The 19047-nt window shown below is 47.0% G+C and carries 16 protein-coding genes; 10 read left to right on the forward strand and 6 right to left on the reverse strand.

Annotation, left to right across the window (positions count from 1 at the left end; genetic code table 11):
- The first annotated feature begins 43 nt into the window (after window positions 1–43).
- Together NDA01_RS03005 and NDA01_RS03010 are read left to right on the forward strand one after the other, a co-directional pair.
- On the forward strand, window positions 44–988 hold the full coding sequence (locus tag NDA01_RS03005) for a hypothetical protein (protein ID WP_348226807.1): 945 nt from the start codon (window positions 44–46) through the stop codon (window positions 986–988).
- Window positions 989–1100: 112 nt separating this feature from the next.
- Complete coding sequence (locus NDA01_RS03010) at window positions 1101–2075, forward strand: Npun_R2821/Npun_R2822 family protein (protein ID WP_348226808.1); 975 nt, start codon at window positions 1101–1103, stop codon at window positions 2073–2075.
- A gap of 131 nt (window positions 2076–2206) precedes the next feature.
- Here NDA01_RS03010 and NDA01_RS03015 read toward each other — a convergent pair whose 3' ends face one another.
- From NDA01_RS03015 to NDA01_RS03030, 4 genes are all read right to left on the reverse strand, one after another.
- Window positions 2207–4144: an ABC transporter ATP-binding protein gene (locus NDA01_RS03015; protein ID WP_348226809.1), complete on the reverse strand. Its 1938-nt coding sequence runs from the start codon at window positions 4142–4144 to the stop codon at window positions 2207–2209.
- Window positions 4145–4487: 343 nt separating this feature from the next.
- A complete protein-coding gene (locus NDA01_RS03020) occupies window positions 4488–5234 on the reverse strand; it encodes an NUDIX hydrolase (protein ID WP_190554950.1) in 747 nt (248 codons plus the stop codon).
- Window positions 5195–5794: a nicotinate-nucleotide adenylyltransferase gene (locus NDA01_RS03025; RefSeq protein ID WP_348226810.1), complete on the reverse strand. Its 600-nt coding sequence runs from the start codon at window positions 5792–5794 to the stop codon at window positions 5195–5197. The genes NDA01_RS03020 and NDA01_RS03025 overlap by 40 nt, the downstream gene beginning before the upstream one ends.
- Window positions 5795–5860: 66 nt before the next feature.
- Entirely contained in the window at window positions 5861–7255 is a 1395-nt protein-coding gene (locus NDA01_RS03030) for a nicotinate phosphoribosyltransferase (RefSeq protein ID WP_431193300.1), read from the reverse strand.
- Window positions 7256–7911: 656 nt separating this feature from the next.
- Between NDA01_RS03030 and NDA01_RS03035 the strand changes: the two genes are divergently transcribed.
- Complete coding sequence (locus NDA01_RS03035) at window positions 7912–8061, forward strand: hypothetical protein (RefSeq protein ID WP_348226811.1); 150 nt, start codon at window positions 7912–7914, stop codon at window positions 8059–8061.
- A gap of 255 nt (window positions 8062–8316) precedes the next feature.
- Here NDA01_RS03035 and NDA01_RS03040 read toward each other — a convergent pair whose 3' ends face one another.
- Both NDA01_RS03040 and NDA01_RS03045 read right to left on the reverse strand, forming a co-directional pair.
- Entirely contained in the window at window positions 8317–9060 is a 744-nt protein-coding gene (locus NDA01_RS03040; RefSeq protein WP_348226812.1) for a hypothetical protein, read from the reverse strand.
- A 322-nt stretch (window positions 9061–9382) separates the two neighbouring features.
- Complete coding sequence (locus NDA01_RS03045; protein WP_348226813.1) at window positions 9383–10081, reverse strand: diacylglycerol/polyprenol kinase family protein; 699 nt, start codon at window positions 10079–10081, stop codon at window positions 9383–9385.
- Between the two features lie 227 nt (window positions 10082–10308).
- Here NDA01_RS03045 and thyD point away from each other — a divergent pair, with 227 nt between their 5' ends.
- The 7 genes from thyD (at window position 10309) to NDA01_RS03080 (ending at window position 19005) form a co-directional block, all read left to right on the forward strand.
- Window positions 10309–11235 (forward strand): thylakoid membrane protein ThyD, encoded by a 927-nt coding sequence (thyD, locus tag NDA01_RS03050; RefSeq protein WP_348226814.1) that lies wholly within the window; start codon window positions 10309–10311, stop codon window positions 11233–11235.
- 188 nt (window positions 11236–11423) lie between these two features.
- Window positions 11424–13781, forward strand: a complete 2358-nt coding sequence (pcrA, locus tag NDA01_RS03055) for a DNA helicase PcrA (protein ID WP_348226815.1) — start codon at window positions 11424–11426, stop codon at window positions 13779–13781.
- Window positions 13782–13810: 29 nt separating this feature from the next.
- Complete coding sequence (locus NDA01_RS03060; RefSeq protein WP_348226816.1) at window positions 13811–14062, forward strand: hypothetical protein; 252 nt, start codon at window positions 13811–13813, stop codon at window positions 14060–14062.
- A gap of 220 nt (window positions 14063–14282) precedes the next feature.
- On the forward strand, window positions 14283–14885 hold the full coding sequence (locus NDA01_RS03065; protein WP_348226817.1) for a TetR/AcrR family transcriptional regulator: 603 nt from the start codon (window positions 14283–14285) through the stop codon (window positions 14883–14885).
- A gap of 75 nt (window positions 14886–14960) precedes the next feature.
- The gene (locus tag NDA01_RS03070; RefSeq protein WP_348226818.1) at window positions 14961–15656 is read left to right on the forward strand and encodes a glutathione S-transferase family protein; all 696 of its coding nucleotides are present in this window, start codon (window positions 14961–14963) and stop codon (window positions 15654–15656) included.
- 242 nt (window positions 15657–15898) lie between these two features.
- Complete coding sequence (locus tag NDA01_RS03075; RefSeq protein WP_190554938.1) at window positions 15899–16534, forward strand: hypothetical protein; 636 nt, start codon at window positions 15899–15901, stop codon at window positions 16532–16534.
- A 176-nt stretch (window positions 16535–16710) separates the two neighbouring features.
- Complete coding sequence (locus NDA01_RS03080) at window positions 16711–19005, forward strand: EAL domain-containing protein (protein WP_348226819.1); 2295 nt, start codon at window positions 16711–16713, stop codon at window positions 19003–19005.
- Window positions 19006–19047 lie beyond the last annotated feature (42 nt).

Below are 19047 nucleotides of genomic sequence, written 5' to 3' on the forward strand. Positions count from 1 at the left end.
AGTCGTTCTCAAATTCCATGTAAGTTAAGGAAAGGAAAGATTAATGGCATCTCCTACTTGCTCATTATCCATACTGGCTGCGCGGACTGATGTTCCCTTCATGATGCACACCATTCCTCATTTAGTCAGGACTTGCAACTTTCCTTTCACTCAGCGCCTACTCGCCATTGATACGGCTCCCCTCTCCGGTGATAAAGTGGGTCGCCCCGGAATTGGTAGCCAGGAGGAGGTCCGAGCCAATTGTGATCAATTACTCAAGTCAGGGGTAGTTGATACAGTATCCGATATTGATTACTCGGAAGCCTACCATAACCGAGTGTATGCCAAACATTTTGGCCGTCGTATCCGCCAAACCCATAATTACAAGGGATATCCCATTCTAGGTACCCTATTCAAGATTGAGGAAGCTAAAACTGACTACGTCCTCCATTTTGATAGTGACATGATGCTTTACCAAGCTCCGGGCTATAGCTGGATCGAGGAAGGCATGGAACTGATACAAAAACATCCTGAGATTATGGCCATTCGCCCGCTAGCAGGTCCACCGACAATGGATGGCAGCTTGTATCAGCAGGTGCCCTATGAGCGCGATCCCAATGGTTTTTATCGCTTCAAATTCTTCAGTAGCCGAGCTTACTTAATTAACGTCAAGCGTTTTGAGGAATTGCTACCATTACCTATTCTGTGGCGATCGTACAGAAATCAAGTTCTCAACCAGTTACCCAACACCGTTAAAACAACTCTCAATTATTTCACTGGCAAAAATGCTCTAGACTCCTGGGAAATTATGGTTTCTAAGAGAATTGAGAACGACAAATATGTGCGAGCTGTCATTGACTCTCCTAAGGCTTGGACCGTCCACCCGAAGGATCGGGGTCCAGAATTTATTGCAGCTCTACCTCAGCTAATTGAAAAGATTGAAGCAGGTTGGTACCCGCCAGAGCAAGCAGGGCACTACGACTTACAATTCAAGGCTTGGCTTTCATAGAAGAACTGTGTAGCTGTTACAGCAAAATCATTTCTATCTTTAGCAGGCATTCTGATTTTAAGGAAGCTACTATGCTCCTTTAAGGAGCCAACTCTAAATGGGAGGTTGAATTGTGCAACAAGGTATTTACGTAGTAGCAAACAATAATGTCTACGATCAGTTGGTTGCTTTGCTTAATAGTGTTGAAGCTAACTACAGTCGAGACATACCGATTTGTGTAATTCCTTATAACAACAATATCGACTTGATTGAAAAAGAGATCGCCAAGAGAAAAAATGTCTCTTTATTTGAGAATCAAGCAATTATTGAGAAGTGGGAAAGATTTGTGACAAGAGTACAAGCCTTGTACTATGACTATCCCAGCGAGTTAGGAAGTAAGAAAAAGAAAGCTCAAAAAGTTCAACACAGTAGAAAATATTGTGCGTTCGATGGGGAGTTCGACAAATTTATTTTTATTGATTGCGATACGTTAGTTTTTCGTCCCCTCAATCACATCTTTCAAAAGCTGGATGACTACGATTTCATAGTGCATGATTTTCAAAGAAAGACTTCTAGCAACAAAAACACAATTGATAGTTTTATAGAAGTTTTCCAAGATTCGTATGGATCGACAGATGTCCTCTCACGCTACTTTCACTGTAGTGGTTTCTGGGGGGCGAAGCGAGGTGCGATCACAGAGCTTGACCTAGAAGTGTTTCTTCAGGATTTGGCATCTAGTGAAATTAGAATTTTTGGAGACAAGCTGAGTGAGCAACGTCTGCTTAATTATATGACCTTAAAAAAGCTATTTAAGCCTTACAACCTAACGTTTGATGGTGATTCAGAATATTGCACAGGAGTATGTGTTACCTCCAAACATTTTGAGGAAAAGCAACATATTTTGTACGACAAAGGCAAAAGACTAACCTACTTGCATTATATGGGGGTTAGTAATGAGCTTTTTGGTCAACTCTGTGAATGGCAAAAAAGTAAAATTCCGTTCAAGAATGCACTCTTACCGATTACAGATAAGCTGTTTGATCGCAAGATTAGCAGCATTCCATACAAGGATGTATTTGTACATTACAGATTTCTTCATGAGGCATGAGGAAGTGAAGCTAAAAAAGAACAGGTCATTGGCGTAAAAAACTACAATGACCTGCTCTCTCAAAAAGCTATTCTTATCGGAAAACAGGATGATTTAGTAATAGTGCACAGAAGCCTCTAGCTATTACAGGCTTACACCTTAGCTTCTTCTTCAAGAGACTCTAAGGTTTGCAGTAGTTTAACGGCTGAATAGTAAGCCTCTTCAGTCAGTTCACTCGCTTCTTCTGAGTTTTCTGCCATTCCATCAACAACCAGCTTTAGAGAACCAATCATGGAATTCAGGCGGCTGCGAATTTCGTAAGAGGTTTTAGAGACAGCAGTATGTTTGCTGAGTTTGAGCGCTTCTTGCGTGTCTTCCGAAAACTGCATCAAGCATAGGCGCGCATAATAGCCACCTTGCTTCAACAGTTCCTCATGGGAGCCCAGCTCTACAACAGAGCCTTTATCCATCACTGCAATTTGATCGGCTTTTTGGACAGTAGAAAGGCGGTGGGCAATAACAATCGTGGTGCGATCGCGGCTTAATTCATCAATCGCCTGTTGCACCAGCCGTTCGGAGACTGTATCTAAAGCACTAGTAGCTTCGTCTAACACCAGGATTTCTGGGTTACGCAATAGAGCCCGAGCAATCGCGAGCCGTTGGCGCTGGCCTCCAGAGAGCAAAATGCCGCGATCGCCAAGAGGCGTATCAAAGCCTTGAGGTAGCTGCAAAATAAACTCGTGAGCATTAGATCGCTTGGCCGCCTCAATGACATCCTCGTCAGTGGCATCTGCTTTGCCGTAGGCAATATTGTTGCGAACTGAATCGTTAAATAAGAAGGTGTCCTGACTGACGATTCCCATTGACTGTCTGAGCGATCGAAGGTTGAACTCTCGCAAATCTTGGTCGTCCAGTGTAATGCGACCTTCAGTTGGATCGTAGAACCGAGGTAGCAAATCGACAAGCGTTGACTTGCCTGCACCTGAGGCTCCTACTAAGGCTAAGGTAGTTCCCCTGGGAACCCAGAGATCTACATTTTTGAGTACCAAGCTGCTGCGGCTTGGATAGCCAAATGATACATTTTCAAACCGAATCCCCTTCTCCAGTTTGCTGTAGAGTAACGAGCCATTCTTCATGAATGGTTTGTTGTCACGACGCAGAAAATCACTCACACTTTCAACACTCGCCGAAGCATTTGCAAATCCATTGCGAGCGCCGTTTAATTGACCAACAACGGGGAGTAATCGAAAAAGGATAAAGAGGTAGGTTAGTAATACAGCGGAGACTGCTTCTAACTGTTGAAAGAAGAAGGTTCGACCTAGAAATAGAATGGTCAAAACAGCGATGATACCAGACATTTCATTGACGGGTGCGATCGCTGAGGAGTTAGCCTGAGATTGAAATTCGGCTTTCTCTCGGACTAGAATCAAGTCTTCTAACTGTTTGTATTCTTTCTCTTCATTGCCAGCAGCTTTAATCAGTCGAATCCCTGTCAAGATATCTATGAGGCGACTCGTGTAAATACGGGCAATCTCAGTTAAGGTACGACCAAACTCTTTGGAGCGGCGAATCCAAAATTGATTAACTAAAATAACTAGTGAAAGCAGGAACGTGGAAGCTAAAGTCAGCTCCCAAGATATTGATAATAGAATGCCAACAAATACTAAGATCGTAGTAGTTGTTGAAATAAGCTGAAAGATAATTTGAACTGAGCGAGCAGTTCGGCTAACCTCGTTACCAATTCGGTTAGTAATGTCTCCAACCTTAATTTGGCTATAGAAATCCAGATCGACTTCTAAGAGAATTCTTAGCCCTTCTTTCCTCAAATCATTCACTAACAATCTAGCTAAATGACCTGAGGATAGAGAATTGATGTATCCAATTACATTCTTAAGACCAATAGCAAATAGAATTGCTCCCAACATTAAAATCAGACGATATTGTTCAGGTGCGCCACTGAACAGGCCCATAATTTTTTGAATTACGGGTGGTCCGCCTTGCAGAACTACGTCTTGGCCTAGAAAACTCAAGACTACGGGCACAATTAGAGTCGTGCTGACACCATTAAACAGGGCCCCAGAAAAACCCAATACTATGGTGATGACATTCCATAGTGGGTATCGGAGAGCGTACTTTATCAGTAGTTGATTGGGAGACATTCAGTGTTTCTTGTTTGTTTCCTGCTAATGGTTTCTAACTAGTAGCAAATAAACTTAGTGTTTTTAATAACTAAAGTTACTATTATTGCATTAAAAGTCGTCCTCAAATTTTTTACAATATATTTTTATTATCGAAACCTCCCAGCTTTTGACCCTCATTGGTTTATAAGATTTAGTTTATTCCGCTATATGTTAGTCAATCTATTTCAGTGATTAGATACGTTCTAGGTATTGCTTTACGTAGTCTTTAAGGCTTTGTAAATATTATGTAAAGTTAAATGAACACCAGCGGCTTGTCCTTGAACGGAGTAAAAGCATTGGCATCAAAGCGGTAGAGGCTGGCAGGGCGTCCTGCTCCCCGTGACACTTTGATGCCAGTGTCATGGAGGAAGCCAAGCTTGAGTAAACGAGAGCGAAAATTGGAGTAGTCTGAAAAATTTTCTCCTAGCACGGTTGTGTAGAGTTGATAGAGGTCGTTGAGTGTAAATACGTCTGGTAGCACCTCAAAAGCTACTGGGCTGTATTCCAATTTGTTGCGCAGTCGTTGATATCCATATTTCAGAATTTGGTTGTGATCGAAGGCTAGTTGGGGTGCTTGTTCGAGCGGATACCAAGCAATGCCACTCACCCCATTAGCGATCAGTTCAGCATCTTCAAACCGTACTAGGGCAAAGTAGCTGACTGAGAGGTAACGCACTCCATAACTGTCAGGTGATTCTCTAGGATCGCGACCTGGTTCTCCAAAGGTGTAGAGCTGTTCTAGGTAAAGGTTCCTGACACGAATTTTTTCGGCCAGAATTCGATAGGCAGCGTCCTCTAAAGATTCTCCTTGCCGCACTAAGGTTCCTGGCAAACACCATTGGCCGAGGAAAGGTTCCTCTTGGCGCATTACTAATAAGGCTAGCAGCCGATTCTGAGCTGTATCGACTGAAAAAATGACGTTGTCTACTCCAACTTTGAAGTCCGCCAATGCTGGTTGGGCTACCGGATCTGCACTCTTTTTGGGGCGGTTTCCTGGCATGCGTACAATTGCTCTTGATGAATATAAGCTTCAACGGTCGGGGATAATGCTTCTGCGTGGCCTGCTTCCCGATAGGCGGTGGAAGAAATGGCAGGTCCAGTCAAATTAGCGATCGCAATTTTGGCACCAAGCTGCCTCAACTCCGCCAAATCATTATCCTTTAGAGGGTAACCTGGGCGAGGAATAACCAACAGCTTGACTTGTTGCAGTAGGTTTTCTACTCGATACCAAGTGGGCAATTGGGCGACTAAATCCGCACCGATCGTAAAGGTGAGGTGGGCATCAGGCCATTGCTGCTGCGCTTGTTCAACGGTGATTAAAGCACGAGAACTGCTAAGTTCTGGATGCAAGCTGATATTGTGTCGTGGCGGTTCAATATCTTGAATCAAGAGCTGGAGCATAGCGCTTCGATGCTCTAGAGGCGTTTGATGAGATTTGAAAGGATTATTAGAAGCCCAAACGGCTACATAGTCGAACTGTTGAGATAACCAACCCAAGATGGCTTGATGTCCGGCGGTGGGTGGATCAGCACTGGTACCAAAGAGCGCAATGTTCGGCATAGGTTAAGTTGCCAACGGGATAGGTGAGCTGTAAGAACAGGCAAGTTGGGGAAGAGAATCCAATCGTTACGGTCGAGCGTGGCGGGTTTGATCCGTTAGCTCTAGGAGGGGAGCGGAAATTTCTAGAGGTGGGGGTGATGGGCACTGGAGGCGACGTAACTCGGCGGATAAACTTGTTACAGAGGCGCTGGTGCGCTCTGCGATCGCCTCTAAGGATTCGAGTGGCTGCAAGCGCTCCCCTTGTTTAAAGACGGGTTGTAACAACGGTTGTTCATGATTAGACATTTCTGTGATCAACCCTAAGCGATCGCTGTGGATTTGTCCGTGTTCAAAGCAGCGAAAAATTTGCTTGCGTCCAGGATAAGTTAACTTACCGCTAGCCTCTTTCATAACGGGTAAGCCATCCAGTTCGACGAGCTTATAAACTCCGTTGACAGGCTCTCCGGTGACTAAGCGGGTGCCTAAACCGTAGCCATCAATGCAAGCACCTGCGACTCGTAATTCTGCAATTTTCCACTCATCTAGATCTCCGCTAGCAAAAATGGGTACGCCCGGAAGCCGCGATCGCACTTGTTGGGAAAGTATAGCCAAATCTCCAGAGTCAATCCGTACCCCTTCTAACGTCAGGGTGCCAGCTTCGACTTGCTGAGCAAGTTGATCGGCAGCGGCGATCGTGTTGTAAGTGTCAATTAATAAAGGAGCCCCCGGAAAGTAGCGGTGAAAGGCCGTAAACGCTTCCATTTCGCTTCCTTGGAGGGTTGCCAAAGCCATGACTAAGGAGTGAGCCATCGTCCCAGCGGGTTGACGACCGAGTTGGAGGGCCGCGAGCACATTAGAAGTAGCATCTAGCCCAGCACCTAAAGCGGCTCTTGCCGCCCAGAGTGCTGCCTGAGGGCTAAAAGCCCGACGAGTACCAAATTCTAATAGCACCGCTTGTGGACCCGCTGCATCTCGCATCCGAGCGGCGCGAGTGGCGATGAGCGTTTGGTAATTCAGCACATTTAAGAGATAGGTTTCCACAATTTGGGCTTGCCATAAGGGAGCTTCTACCCTCAAAAGTGGTTCATTGGCGAAGACAACGGTCCCTTCGGGAACAGCCCAGACATCTCCGGTAAAGCGGGCAGTTTCTAGCAAGGTCCAGAAGCGATCGGGAGCGTGGCTAAAAATTCCACTGGTTTGTAAGGCTGCAATTTGTGCTGGACTAAATTTGAGCTTTTCTAAGTACTCCAATGCTTGCGCCAAACCCATCGCCACCAAATAGCCAAAATTTTCTGGCAAGCGTCGCACAGTGAGCTCAAAACTAGCCCGACGTTGCTCAATGCTTTCTCCGACATAGCAAGCTGACATAGTGAGCTGGTAAAGATCGGTCAGCAAACTATAATCTTCTGGCTGTAGCGTTAGTTCTAAATGGGTCACATTTTCTCCTAGACCAACAAAATTCTCACGTTTGATTTTTGCCAAGGCAGCAACTCTACAACCAACCTTCTAGGTTGCCTCAACTCAGCAATTCAGCCATTTTTCTCAACACCTTTCCACAATGAGTTGCTAATTGGCGTGTCAGTTAGTGCATTCAAGGTGCTTCTAACACGACTATTCTTGTTGTTCCAGAGCCTTTGTTCTAATTATAGTCAAACTTACCAAAATTAGATAAAGCTTTGGCTAAGGTTTCACTGATTTTTCAAAATTGCATGATAGGAGCGGTCTGCAAACAGCGAGGTAAAGCTCCTGCCTACTAGCCGACAGGCTATCTGTACTAGGAGTGTTCCAGAGATTTAACCTGTCAAATTTATAGTGATTCTTACAAAACTAGGTGGTTGACTTAGCTGAAAAATAATAAAAATTTGGACTGCGCTTAGCGCCCAGGTTTGACGAATTAGTAATTCTGTCTATAGGAAAGCTCAAAAATCTCAGGGCGATCGCTCTGGCTTGTACCCAAAGAAGTTCTCACTAGCTGTTTAAAGGTAAAGCAGTATCAAGAAGAGTAAATGATGCTCCAATTAAGCTAAAGAATTATACAAATTTCAACTCGTTCTCGAAGAGTTGAAGATAATAAAGGTATCAGGTTACACAGCTTAGTTTAGGTCGAGTCACTACTCACTAATCTTGAGAGAAACCTTATGAAATTACGTACCGCCTTCAATGATTTAATTCAGTTTATTTTTGGTGCGGTGAATCGGATCTTTAGCCCTACTGACGATGAGTATCCTGCAACAGGTGTCCAGCCTTTTGAAGGAGATGTGAGATCCAGTCGGTCTCATGATTGGTAGTTAATCAGGTGCTTAGCGGTTCTGCACTATCTGAGGGGCCAAATGCAACCTTAGTTAGTGCAATCCTAAATTGCTTGAGTACTGTTGTTAGTTGTCTGAATTGGCTCGTGGTTTTACTCGTAAATATCTTTGACTCGGTGAAGTATTTCCTTATTCTTCGCCGAGTTTAATCATGAGTATCTAGATTTAATTTATCAAACTTGTTGGTTGTTTTGTTGCGATCGCTAACTTAGTTAATTAGCTTATCTAAAATAGTTAGTCCGCTAAGATTTCTTGAGTGCAGTTGCCGTTGGAATCCCACTGTAGTTCTGCTATTAGCAATGCACTGACCCCGATTACAACTCCAGTCAGCAAAAATTGCCAAGCTGCAAAGTAAGGCAGGATGAAGATGCCAAGCAAATGAATGAGCGCAACTACAATGAAGGCTCGCGATCGCATCCGCCAACCTGTCCCCAAATAACCCACTGCGTTTAATCCTAGCCATAGGGGGCAAAGCTGCAACAACATATCACCCCAGCCACAAAAGATGCTGAGGTCAGTAACTACTACACCACCGAGCATTAACCAAGCCCACCAGCGCAACACCCACTTGAAATGCTCAAATCGGCTCCAGGGTTCTGTTAATAGATGCATACCCAGAGTGCCAAATACCGTTAAGGCGGACCACCAAATAGCTTGCAAACTCCAACTGATAGGTAGAAATTGAGCCGTTGCAAAGATGGCGATCGAAATGACTCCCCAAAGCAGACACGCTTGATCGATGCGTGTATAAAAAGTGGAAATGATGGTTTTATCACCTACCTGCCAATGAATTCGCCATAAACCAGGCAAGTCCTCTATGGCAAAGGCAGATTCTTTAGAGCGCAATAAAGGGATATCAAAATTAAAAAAATCTAGGTTAATTGGGCTAACTAAATTCATTGACTTCAATAAGGTGATTGATAAAAGGCGATTGAAAATAAAATGATGTCGTTCCTTGAGGCGGAACGCTACAATCATCTCTCCTCATGTATCGCCTTTAATCTATCGACAGAAGCGGTTTAACTGATCCGAGAGTCTGTCAACAGAAGTAGCTGAAGTCGTTAGCTTTTACTTTAGATTAATGACTGTAATCTCTAGATCTAGCTTGGCATAGAACTAAAGACTGATAGTTTATGCTGACTGAAAAATTAAAACTGTATCTGTTTTTACGCTTAAATCTGGTTCAGGCTTGACTTTTTAAGGAATATTAAACAGGTGCTTGGTTTTTGATAGAAATTTAACAAACAACTCGAAGTGCCAATTATCAAAGTGGCTAAATATAGCTAAATAATTAGCTCAGTCAAAGAATTTTGCTTAATAAAAAACTTAACGCTCCACTGACAATGGGGACTGTTAAGTTATCGATGCCGAACTTGGAGAAAGCTTCTAAGCCAGCGGCAACTAAGGCGACGGCCAAAGGAATGCACCAAGTTTGCCAAGTGTTGCCTTGAACTCCAAACAAAATGGCACTGCTGACCACATAGCTCACGCCTGCCATCGTCAGTGAGCCTTCCCAACTTTTTTGCATATCCCAAAGCTGGTAGGGGTGGCGACCAAAACGGCGACCAATTAAAGCTGCTAGCCCATCTCCCCAAGTCATCACCAAGATGCCAAGAGCGGCGTATTGAGGCTGGTGTATAGGCCAGAACCAAGCAATCAACACCCCGATGCTAATAGCATAAAAAAAGGTGCCCCAACTTTTACGACCCACGCTGTTCATGCTGGCCAAAATCGGGACGTAATAGGAAGTAAAGGCGATCGCGCTAGCCAAAACAGAAGCCGTAATGCCCATCCAGGCGGGAATCTGGAGCCACCAAGCTAGCAAAATGACATTGCCCACGCCGATATGGACGACTTTTCGGACAATCTCTGCGTCAGTCTCTGTATAACGACCTAGCCACTCTGCCAAGAGCACGACACAACTAAGCCAGATGCCGACAACAGTTAACTGGACCCAAAAGCTGGGTGGAGAAACAAGGCTGAAGACTTCAGTTAGCAAAGCGAGAACACAGGGTAGGGGTGCTTTCTCACTTTATTAGATCTTGATTAGATCTTGGCTTGGATCTAATTGCTACGGCCCGGAGTGCGATCGCCAGTTGCGCCCTTAGCCACGGCTCCAGCTTCTGTTCTGTATACTGAGCTTTAAGTTTCCTTGATTTTTTACATAACAGGTCAGTCTCCTTCAATCCAGGTTTTTGAAGGCATTTTTAAGTAACGGAAGAGAGTATGAAAGTCGCGATCGCAGGTGCCACAGGTTTTGTCGGCAGTCGTCTAGTCGAGCGTTTACAGGCGGAAGGCCATCAAATTGTCGCTTTCAGCCGTAGCCGTGAGCGAGCCGAACAGTTGTTTCCTCGCACCGTTTTCTCAAATGTAGAAGTTGTTCCCTATACTCCTACTACTCCGGGCGCTTGGCAGCAGGCAGTGGCAGGTTGCGATGGCGTGGTGAATTTGGCAGGAGAAGCGATCGCGGACGGCAGATGGACTGAATCTCGCAAACAAGAAATTTTGAGCAGCCGCCAACTTAGCACCCAAAACATCGTGGCGGCGATCAACCAAGCCAACCCGAAACCAACCGTATTAGTCAACGCTTCGGCAGTGGGCTATTACGGCACGAGTGAAACTGCTACCTTTGACGAAACCAGTGCGGCTGGCAAAGATTTCTTGGCGCAAGTTTGCCAAACCTGGGAAGCGGAAGCCCAAAAAGTTAAGGATAGCGGCACCCGCTTGGTGATTGTGCGGACTGGGATTGTTTTAGGAATGGGAGGTGCACTAGCCAAAATGCTACCTCCATTCAAGCTGTTCGCAGGCGGGCCGATTGGTAGTGGGCGGCAATGGTTCTCTTGGATTCACCGCGAAGACTTGGTCAGCCTAATTCTGCAAGCACTGACCCAAACCGACATGCAAGGGGTGTATAACGGTACTGCTCCTAACCCAGTCCGCATGGCTGAGTTTTGCCATGTATTAGGCGAGGTGCTGAATCGCCCTTCCTGGTTGCCAGTCCCGGATTTTGCCTTGGAAGCTTTGCTGGGAGATGGCGCTAAGGTCGTCCTAGAAGGTCAGCAGGTCCTACCAAAGCACACCCTCTCAGATGGCTTGCAATATCAATACCCCACGGTGAAACAAGCGCTCTCAGAAATTTTGGCGGCTGGCTAGAACGAGAATTGGCAATGGGGATAGGCGTAGTGATGAAGGACGGCGATCGCACCTTACCTCACTGCCCCTATCTTCAAGCAACCCTGTAGTATGTGAAATGGAGCCTGCTCTCTACACAAATGACGCTTGCTCTGAAGCTGCCTGACCCAGTTTAATTAGTTTTCTGCTCGCGATCGCACCTAAGTTTTATGACCGCCACCACTGACTTTCTCGGCCATCTCAACCCTTCTCAAAGACAAGCCGTAGAACATTTCTGCGGGCCGCTTTTGGTGGTAGCGGGAGCAGGATCAGGCAAGACCCGCGCCTTGACCTACCGGATTGCCAATTTGGTGCTGACCCACCGAGTAGACCCAGAAAGCATCCTGGCGGTGACTTTTACCAATAAAGCCGCCAAGGAGATGAAAGAACGGATTGAGCGCTTGTTTGCCGAGCGGCAAGCGTTGGATGAATTTAGTAAGCCTTTTCATTTGCTCGCGCCCTACGAACAAAAGCAACTGCGATCGCGTGTCTACAAAGGCATCACCAAAGAATTGTGGATTGGCACCTTCCACGCCCTCTGTTGCCGAATTCTGCGGTTCGACATTGATAAGTATCAAGACAGTAATGGTCGTCAGTGGACAAAGAACTTCTCGATCTTTGACGAATCGGACGCACAGAGTTTGGTCAAGGATATTGTCCAAAACAAGTTGAACTTAGATGACAAAAAGTTCGATCCGCGATCGGTGCGCTACGCCATTAGCAATGCCAAAAACGAAGGCTTGTCGCCACAAGAATTGGAGCAACAGCAGCCCAACTTTAGAGGTCGGGTAATTGCTAATGTCTATAGCTGCTATCAAGATGCCCTAGCCGCCAACAACGCCCTAGACTTTGACGACCTGATTTTGCTGCCCGTGCAACTGTTTAAGCAGAATGAGCAGGTGCTAGCTTACTGGCACAAGCGGTTTCGTCACATTTTGGTCGATGAGTACCAAGACACCAACCGCACCCAGTACGATTTAGTGCGATTACTTGTAACGAACGGCGCAGAGTCACGCGACTTTAAGAGCTGGGATTACCGCTCAATTTTTGTCGTGGGCGATGCGGATCAATCGATCTATTCTTTCCGTAAAGCCGACTTCAAAATCTTGATGGGCTTTCAGGATGACTTTGGCGATCGCCTCCCCGACGATGACACCCGGACGATGGTGAAGCTGGAGGAGAATTACCGCTCCACCGAAAATATTCTCCAAGCCGCGAACGAACTGATTGAGAACAACACAGAGCGGATCGACAAAGTCCTGAAGCCGACTCGCGGTAGTGGCGAAACCATTTTCTGTCACCGCTCTGATGATGAAACCGCTGAAGCCGAGTTTGCGGTTCACCAAATCCGCACCCTAGAACGCCAGAACCCCGAACTCAACTGGGGCTGTTTTGCCATTTTGTACCGCACCAATGCTCAATCCCGCGCCTTTGAGGAATCGTTGGTGCGTTGGGGAGTGCCCTATAAAGTTGTGGGTGGTCTCAAGTTCTACGATCGCAGAGAAATTAAAGATGTCTTGGCGTACTTGAGAGCGATCGCCAATCCCGCTGACACCGTTAGTTTGCTGCGCGTAATCAATACCCCCCGGCGTGGTGTGGGCAAAACCACGATCGACTCGCTAACCAATGCAGCGCAACAACTGGGTGTACCGCTCTGGGAAATCTTGCAAGACGACACTTCGGTTAAAACCTTGGCGGGTCGCTCTGCAAAAGGCGTCCTCAACTTTGCCAGTATTATCCAAACTTGGCGGGAGAAACTAGAAACTATCCCTGCCACAGAGATTGTCCAAGGGGTACTCGAAGACTCTGGTTATATTCAAGACCTGCAGAACCAAGGCACAGATGAAGCCCTCGATCGCGTGCAAAACGTCCAAGAGCTTTACAACGCGGTGCGGCAATTTGAGGAAGATAACGAAGACAAAAGCTTATCCGGTTTCCTAGCCAACGCCTCCCTCGCCTCTGACCTGGATGACCTAAAAGAAGATGACGCCCGCGTTTCCCTAATGACGCTGCACTCCTCGAAGGGATTGGAGTTTCCAGTGGTGTTTTTGGTGGGTTTAGAGCAAGGCTTGTTCCCCAACTTCCGATCGCTCGAAGACCCGACTGCTTTAGAAGAGGAACGGCGGCTTTGCTACGTCGGCATCACTCGGGCCCAAGAGCGGTTGTTCATTAGCCACGCGCGGGAACGTCGCCTCTATGGTTCACGCGAACCTGCTAGTCCCTCGCTATTTCTAGCCGAGTTGCCCAGAGAGTTGCTTACCAGCAACGTTGCTACGGCCATCCCCACACGGATGACTCAGGGAATTGCTGCGGCTAAACGCGAAGGCGTTGCTGTCGGCTCCGCTCGGCCCAATAGCCATGAAGATGATTGGACTGTGGGCGATCGCATTGTGCATAAAGCTTTCGGCGTGGGTCAAGTTACGCATATCTTTGGCAAAGGGGACAAAATTTGCCTCGCCATTAAGTTTCCGGGTTTAGGCCAGAAAATTATTGACCCAAAGGTCACAGTGTTGCAGCGCGTAGAATAATTCAATTCAATCGGAGGCACCTAAATAGGATGGCAAAGCATACACAAGCCCACATGGCCAAGACCTTGGAGAAGAACAGAGGTGAGGCTTGGAAGGATATGACCAAGCGCCAGATGGAATATTACATGGGCGCTAAACTTTTGGAGATTGGGGTGAACCCAAAGTCAGCTATTTACCGCTGGTCTATGGAGGACAAGGGGAATAGCGAGGAGTGGACCTATAGCGCCTATTGGGGTGACTCGAAGGAGAAGCTGGAACAGCAGGAAGCTCAAGGTGGCTAAATAGGTTGAGTCTTTGGCTTGGTTGGTGCTGCATACCGTTAGATTTTGCAGAACCGAGCCTTTGGGGGCGCTTGCCCCCAAGCCCCACTGAGAGACGGTTGCGTCCCTCAGACTCCCTCCAAAAGGGGCACCAATGTTTGTTGTATTAGGTTGATTTGTATTAGTGATGGGGTTGTTGTACTCTTAGAAAGACCGATCGGTCTTTTTTAAGGACTGCTGTATGGCTAAGGCTGACGAAACTAGAGCCAAGATTTTGCAAGAGGCGGCGACTCTGTTTAATCAGCAGGGCTACGCGGGTTCGTCGATGTCGGACATCATGCAGGCGACAGGGTTACAAAAAGGAGGGATTTACAACCATTTCACGAGTAAGCAGGCTCTAGCTTTAGAGGCTTTTGACTTTGCTTTTCAGAGGTGCCAAGAACGGTTTCGCATTGCTCTGGCGACAAAGCAGCATGCTATAGAACGGCTGCAAGCGATTTTGGGTGTCTTTTACAGTTTTATCGAAGACCCGCCGATCGCGGGAGGTTGCCCAATTCTCAATACGGCGATCGAGAGTGATGATGCCAATCCTGCATTGCGCGATCGCGCTCAAGCAGCGATGAATACCTTACGCAATTCGATTCGACGCACTGTGGAGCGGGGAATTGCCAGGGGTGAAATTCGGCCTACGGTTGAGGCGGATACCGTAGCAACGGTGATGATTTCTACCTTGGAAGGAGCCCTAATGATGAGCAAGCTCTATGACGATCCGGTGCATTTGGAGCGAGCGATCGCGCATCTAAATGATTACCTTTGCAATCGCTTACAACCACCATCAATTTAGTGGGTTAAACGAAGGGTTATTTTTTTGCGACTCTACAGACCGATCGGTCGGAATTTGTCTTTCTAGGAGTTTTTAATGCTGAAGTTCTACTATGCTCCCCTCTCACCTAATGCGCGTCGAGTCTGGTTGACGCTGTTAGAAAAACAAATTCCATTTGAACCTGTGCTGATGCAGTTGAATGGAGACCAATTCCAACCGGAGTTTGCCGCGATTAATCCTTTCCATCACATTCCTGTAGTGGTAGATGAAGGGGTGAGAGTTTTGGAATCTTTGGCAATTCTGGATTACCTAGAAGCTAAATACCCTCAACCTGCTCTGCTACCAACTGATCCGCAGGCGATCGCCACAGTACGGATGGCCCAGATGGTGACGACGAATGAATTGGGGCCAGCAGTGTTTGGATTGGTTGTGCAGCTCGAAGAACCAAAGCAGCTCGAACGAATTCAACTTCAAGTGGCGCAAGGGTTGAGTTTTCTTAACGAGTTGTTGGGCGATCGCCCCTACTTTGGCAGCGACCAATTGACTTTAGGCGATGTTGTCGCAGGAGTTGTGGTGTCTCTTTTGCCTTATGTGCAAGTTGACTTAGTGAGCTACCCAGCCCTCAAAGCTTGGTCGGAGCGGTTGATGGCACGAGAGGCTTGGCAAAAAACACAACCCAACCCACAGCAGTTTGAGGAATTTAGGCGGCGAGTCAAGATCATTGCCAAACAACAGTTACGCCATTACTTGCAGGGTAGACGACGGGATAAAGCGATCGCCTCTGGTTCTTAGTTCTAGTTGCTACGAGCTGGACAACGGCTGAGGATACCGCTGAGTGACCTGCCTTAGGAAAGAGGGACGCCCGCTTGGATTTATCTACGCTGTGATCAGAATGGGGAAAATAAATGAGTTATTTACTAATCATTGTGCTGCTCGCTTGGGGTGCGGTTTACCTATTTGCCAGACAGGCAGGTAAGAGTGACGCACCTAAATAACCTGAACCGAGCGGTTGGCTGAATCGTGATGTGAAAGCAATGATCAGGAAAGTCGGATTGTGGCTGCTCTGGATTGGCTTTATTGCCTATGCTTTGTTCTTAGCTCCCCCCTGGCAGCCTGACGTAGGCCGCTTACAAAACTTCTTGGCGGGAAACTGGACAGATCTGAACGCTTGGGTCGTGGCAGTGTTCAGTCTGATTGGCATGTGGGTGATGATCTATAGCTGCCTCATATTTGCCGATGGCCGTATGCAAAAGCTTCCTGCTTGGCCGTTTGTCCTAGGTTCTCTGGGAACCGGAGTGTTGGGTTTAATTCCTTATTTGGCGTTGCGAGAGCCAAACCAACATTTTTCGGGGCCTAAAGATGGCTGGCTCAAGTTTTGGGATTCACGCCGCACTGGTTGGTTGATCAGCATAAGCACGATCGCCTTTATCGCCTATGGCATTCTATTGGGTGATTGGGGTGGGTTTGTGCAGGAGTTTCAAACCAGCCGCTTCATTCACCTAATGAGTTTGGCGTTTTGCCTTTTCGGTCTGTTGTGGCCGACCTTGCTAGGAGACGACATGGCCCGTCGGGGCTTAAAGGAGCCAGGCTTGTTTTGGACTGTAGCTTTAATTCCGCTATTTGGGCCACTGGCTTATCTTTGCTTCCGCCCACCGCTACCAAACGATTAAAAGTTAGATAACAGATAAAAGTCTAAGCTCGACTGATTATGGCTTTGGGCCTGCCTACTTTTATGCCTAAAGAGAGATCTTTAATAATTCTTTGAAAACTCCTGATAATATTTCGGGCTCTCGTGATTTTGTCTGGGAATTACTAATTAAAGCTGTTTTATCAAGGTAGGCGAGTTGTGAGCCAAGCTAATGCTGGTCCGAAATCCTGTGCTTGCTACAACCTCTCGCCCTGTGGTGCAGCAGAGGCTGGCAGATTGTTTCTGTGGCTTCCTGTACCGCACACCCTAAAAAAAATCGTGCCCTATTTGCAGGCAGCAAACTTTAGTTGCGATCTGATGCCAGAGCGGCATGGCCTGAGTATTGCTTGTGCACCTGGGCAAACCCAGGAGTTAGCCAAAAATATCGGCGAGTTGCTGACTCCGCGAGAGTTGGAATCTACTCAAGTGTTGTTTGTTCGAGGCAATATCCAGCCCCGAATTCATGACTTTAGCGATATTACCTCGTTGCAACGCTTCATCAAGTTCACTCAATCCGATTGGCTAGTAGAGATGCTGGCGGCTAAACGCTTCACTAGCTTTTTTCAGCCCATTGTTCACATGGCAGACACCTCTCGGATTTATGCTCACGAAGCGCTATTGCGGGGGTTTGACGAGCAAGATCGTTTGATTATGCCAGGTGTCATTTTGGATTTGGCTACAGAAGCGGGACTGCTGCCCCAAGTGGATCGACTGGCTCGTCTAAGCGCGATCGCCGCTGCCAGTCGGCATCAAATCTCTAGCCACATCTTTATCAATTTTTCCCCTACGGCGTTGTATGACCCAGTTTCCTGCCTACGGAGTACTGTAGATGCCATTGACGAGGCAGGCATTCCCCATGAGCATGTGGTGTTTGAAGTAATTGAGTCCGATCGCCCTCAGGATTTGGATCATCTCAAATCAATTTTGAAATACTACCGAGATGCAGGGTTTCTGATCGCGTTGGATGATTTAGGCTCAGGCTACTCTAGCCTCAATTTGTTGCATCAGTTACGTCCAGACTTCCTCAAATTGGATATGGGCCTGGTTCGAGATGTGCATCAAGACCCCTATAAAGGTCTAATCACAGAAAAGATTTTGGAAATTACGCAGCAGTTAAATATTCAGACGGTAGCTGAAGGCATTGAGTGCATTGGGGAGCTGGACTGGCTGCGGCAGCGTGGTGCCACTTTTGCCCAAGGATACTTGATTGCCAAACCAGGGGCTTTGCCTGCCGCTACGACGCCTTGCTTAACTGCGATCGCGCCACCGATTTCAAATCAACCTAGTGACCACCTGTCGGACGCAAGTAGCCAAGATCAGCAGTTAGGCAGCCAACCACTAGCGAACTACGACTTACAGGCGCAAATTGATCAGCAAAGCGAGTCGGAGCGAATTGTTGCTGCTGTAACTCAGCGCATTCGACAATCTCTAGACTTAAATGAAATTTTGCAAACCACAGCAGCAGAAGTTCGACAGCTGTTTCAGGTAGATCGAGTTGTCCTTTATCGCTTTGCGTCCGACTGGAGCGGGGTCGTAGTGGTAGAGTCTGTAGCCGAGGGATGGCTACCTATATTGGGGCTGAATGTCATAGATACTTGCTTCCAATCCAATCACGCTTGTGAATATAAGCAGGGACGAACTAAAGCAATTGAAGATATTCACGCCGCAGAGCTGACTCCATGCCATGTGGAGCTACTACAGCAGTTGCAAATTCGGGCTAATTTAGTGGTGCCAATTTTGCAGCAGGAGAAGCTGTGGGGGCTAATGATCGCCCATCAGTGTAGTGGGCCTAGAAGCTGGAAAGCTTCTGAGATGAATCTATTCAGCCAGTTGGCGGGTCAAGCCGCGATCGCGATTCAGCAGTCGGAACTTTATCAACAACTACAACAAGCTAACCAAGAGCTACAGCGCCTCGCGTCTTCAGATGGCTTGACTCAAGTGGCAAATCGTCGCTGCTTTGATGAGTATTTAGCTCAGGAATGGCAGCGGTTAGCGCGGGAGCAAGCTCCTTTGTCCTTGATTCTGTGCGATGTTGATTGCTTCAAGTTATATAACGACACCTATGGGCACTTAGCTGGAGATGATGCTTTAAGACAAGTTGCCCAAGCGATCGCCCAAGCTGTAAAGCGACCTGCGGATCTAGTGGCTCGTTACGGGGGTGAAGAATTTGCCATCATCCTACCGAATACGGATGCGGTGGGTGCTGCCGCAGTCGCGACCGAAATCCAGGCCAAGATCAAAACTTTGCAACTGCTGCACATTAGTTCTCAAGTTACTGGATTCGTAACGCTTAGCCTCGGTGTCGCCACAACAATTCCCCAGAGCCAGTCTTCTGCTGCAACTTTAATTGCAGCCGCCGATCAAGGTCTTTACCGAGCTAAAGCTCAAGGCCGCAATCGCTTATTTCAAATCAACTACGAAGAAGCAAATACTGCTGCAATTGTGGAAAGCTAAGCCTGCTTGTATGTAGAGCGACCGCGCGAATAGTATAGACTG

The organism is Trichocoleus desertorum AS-A10, assembly GCF_039962155.1.
Classification (GTDB): domain Bacteria; phylum Cyanobacteriota; class Cyanobacteriia; order FACHB-46; family FACHB-46; genus Trichocoleus.

Bases quoted from the DNA above. Each gene is read 5' to 3' on its own strand.
- NDA01_RS03005 (WP_348226807.1), top strand. From the start codon at position 44: ATGGCATCTCCTACTTGCTCATTATCCATACTGGCTGCGCGGACTGAT.
- NDA01_RS03020 (WP_190554950.1), bottom strand. From the start codon at position 5,234: ATGCCAGGAAACCGCCCCAAAAAGAGTGCAGATCCGGTAGCCCAACCA.
- NDA01_RS03025 (WP_348226810.1), bottom strand. From the start codon at position 5,794: ATGCCGAACATTGCGCTCTTTGGTACCAGTGCTGATCCACCCACCGCC.
- NDA01_RS03035 (WP_348226811.1), top strand. From the start codon at position 7,912: ATGAAATTACGTACCGCCTTCAATGATTTAATTCAGTTTATTTTTGGT.
- NDA01_RS03040 (WP_348226812.1), bottom strand. From the start codon at position 9,060: ATGATTGTAGCGTTCCGCCTCAAGGAACGACATCATTTTATTTTCAAT.
- thyD (WP_348226814.1), top strand. From the start codon at position 10,309: ATGAAAGTCGCGATCGCAGGTGCCACAGGTTTTGTCGGCAGTCGTCTA.
- pcrA (WP_348226815.1), top strand. From the start codon at position 11,424: ATGACCGCCACCACTGACTTTCTCGGCCATCTCAACCCTTCTCAAAGA.
- NDA01_RS03060 (WP_348226816.1), top strand. From the start codon at position 13,811: ATGGCAAAGCATACACAAGCCCACATGGCCAAGACCTTGGAGAAGAAC.
- NDA01_RS03065 (WP_348226817.1), top strand. From the start codon at position 14,283: ATGGCTAAGGCTGACGAAACTAGAGCCAAGATTTTGCAAGAGGCGGCG.
- NDA01_RS03070 (WP_348226818.1), top strand. From the start codon at position 14,961: ATGCTGAAGTTCTACTATGCTCCCCTCTCACCTAATGCGCGTCGAGTC.
- NDA01_RS03075 (WP_190554938.1), top strand. From the start codon at position 15,899: ATGATCAGGAAAGTCGGATTGTGGCTGCTCTGGATTGGCTTTATTGCC.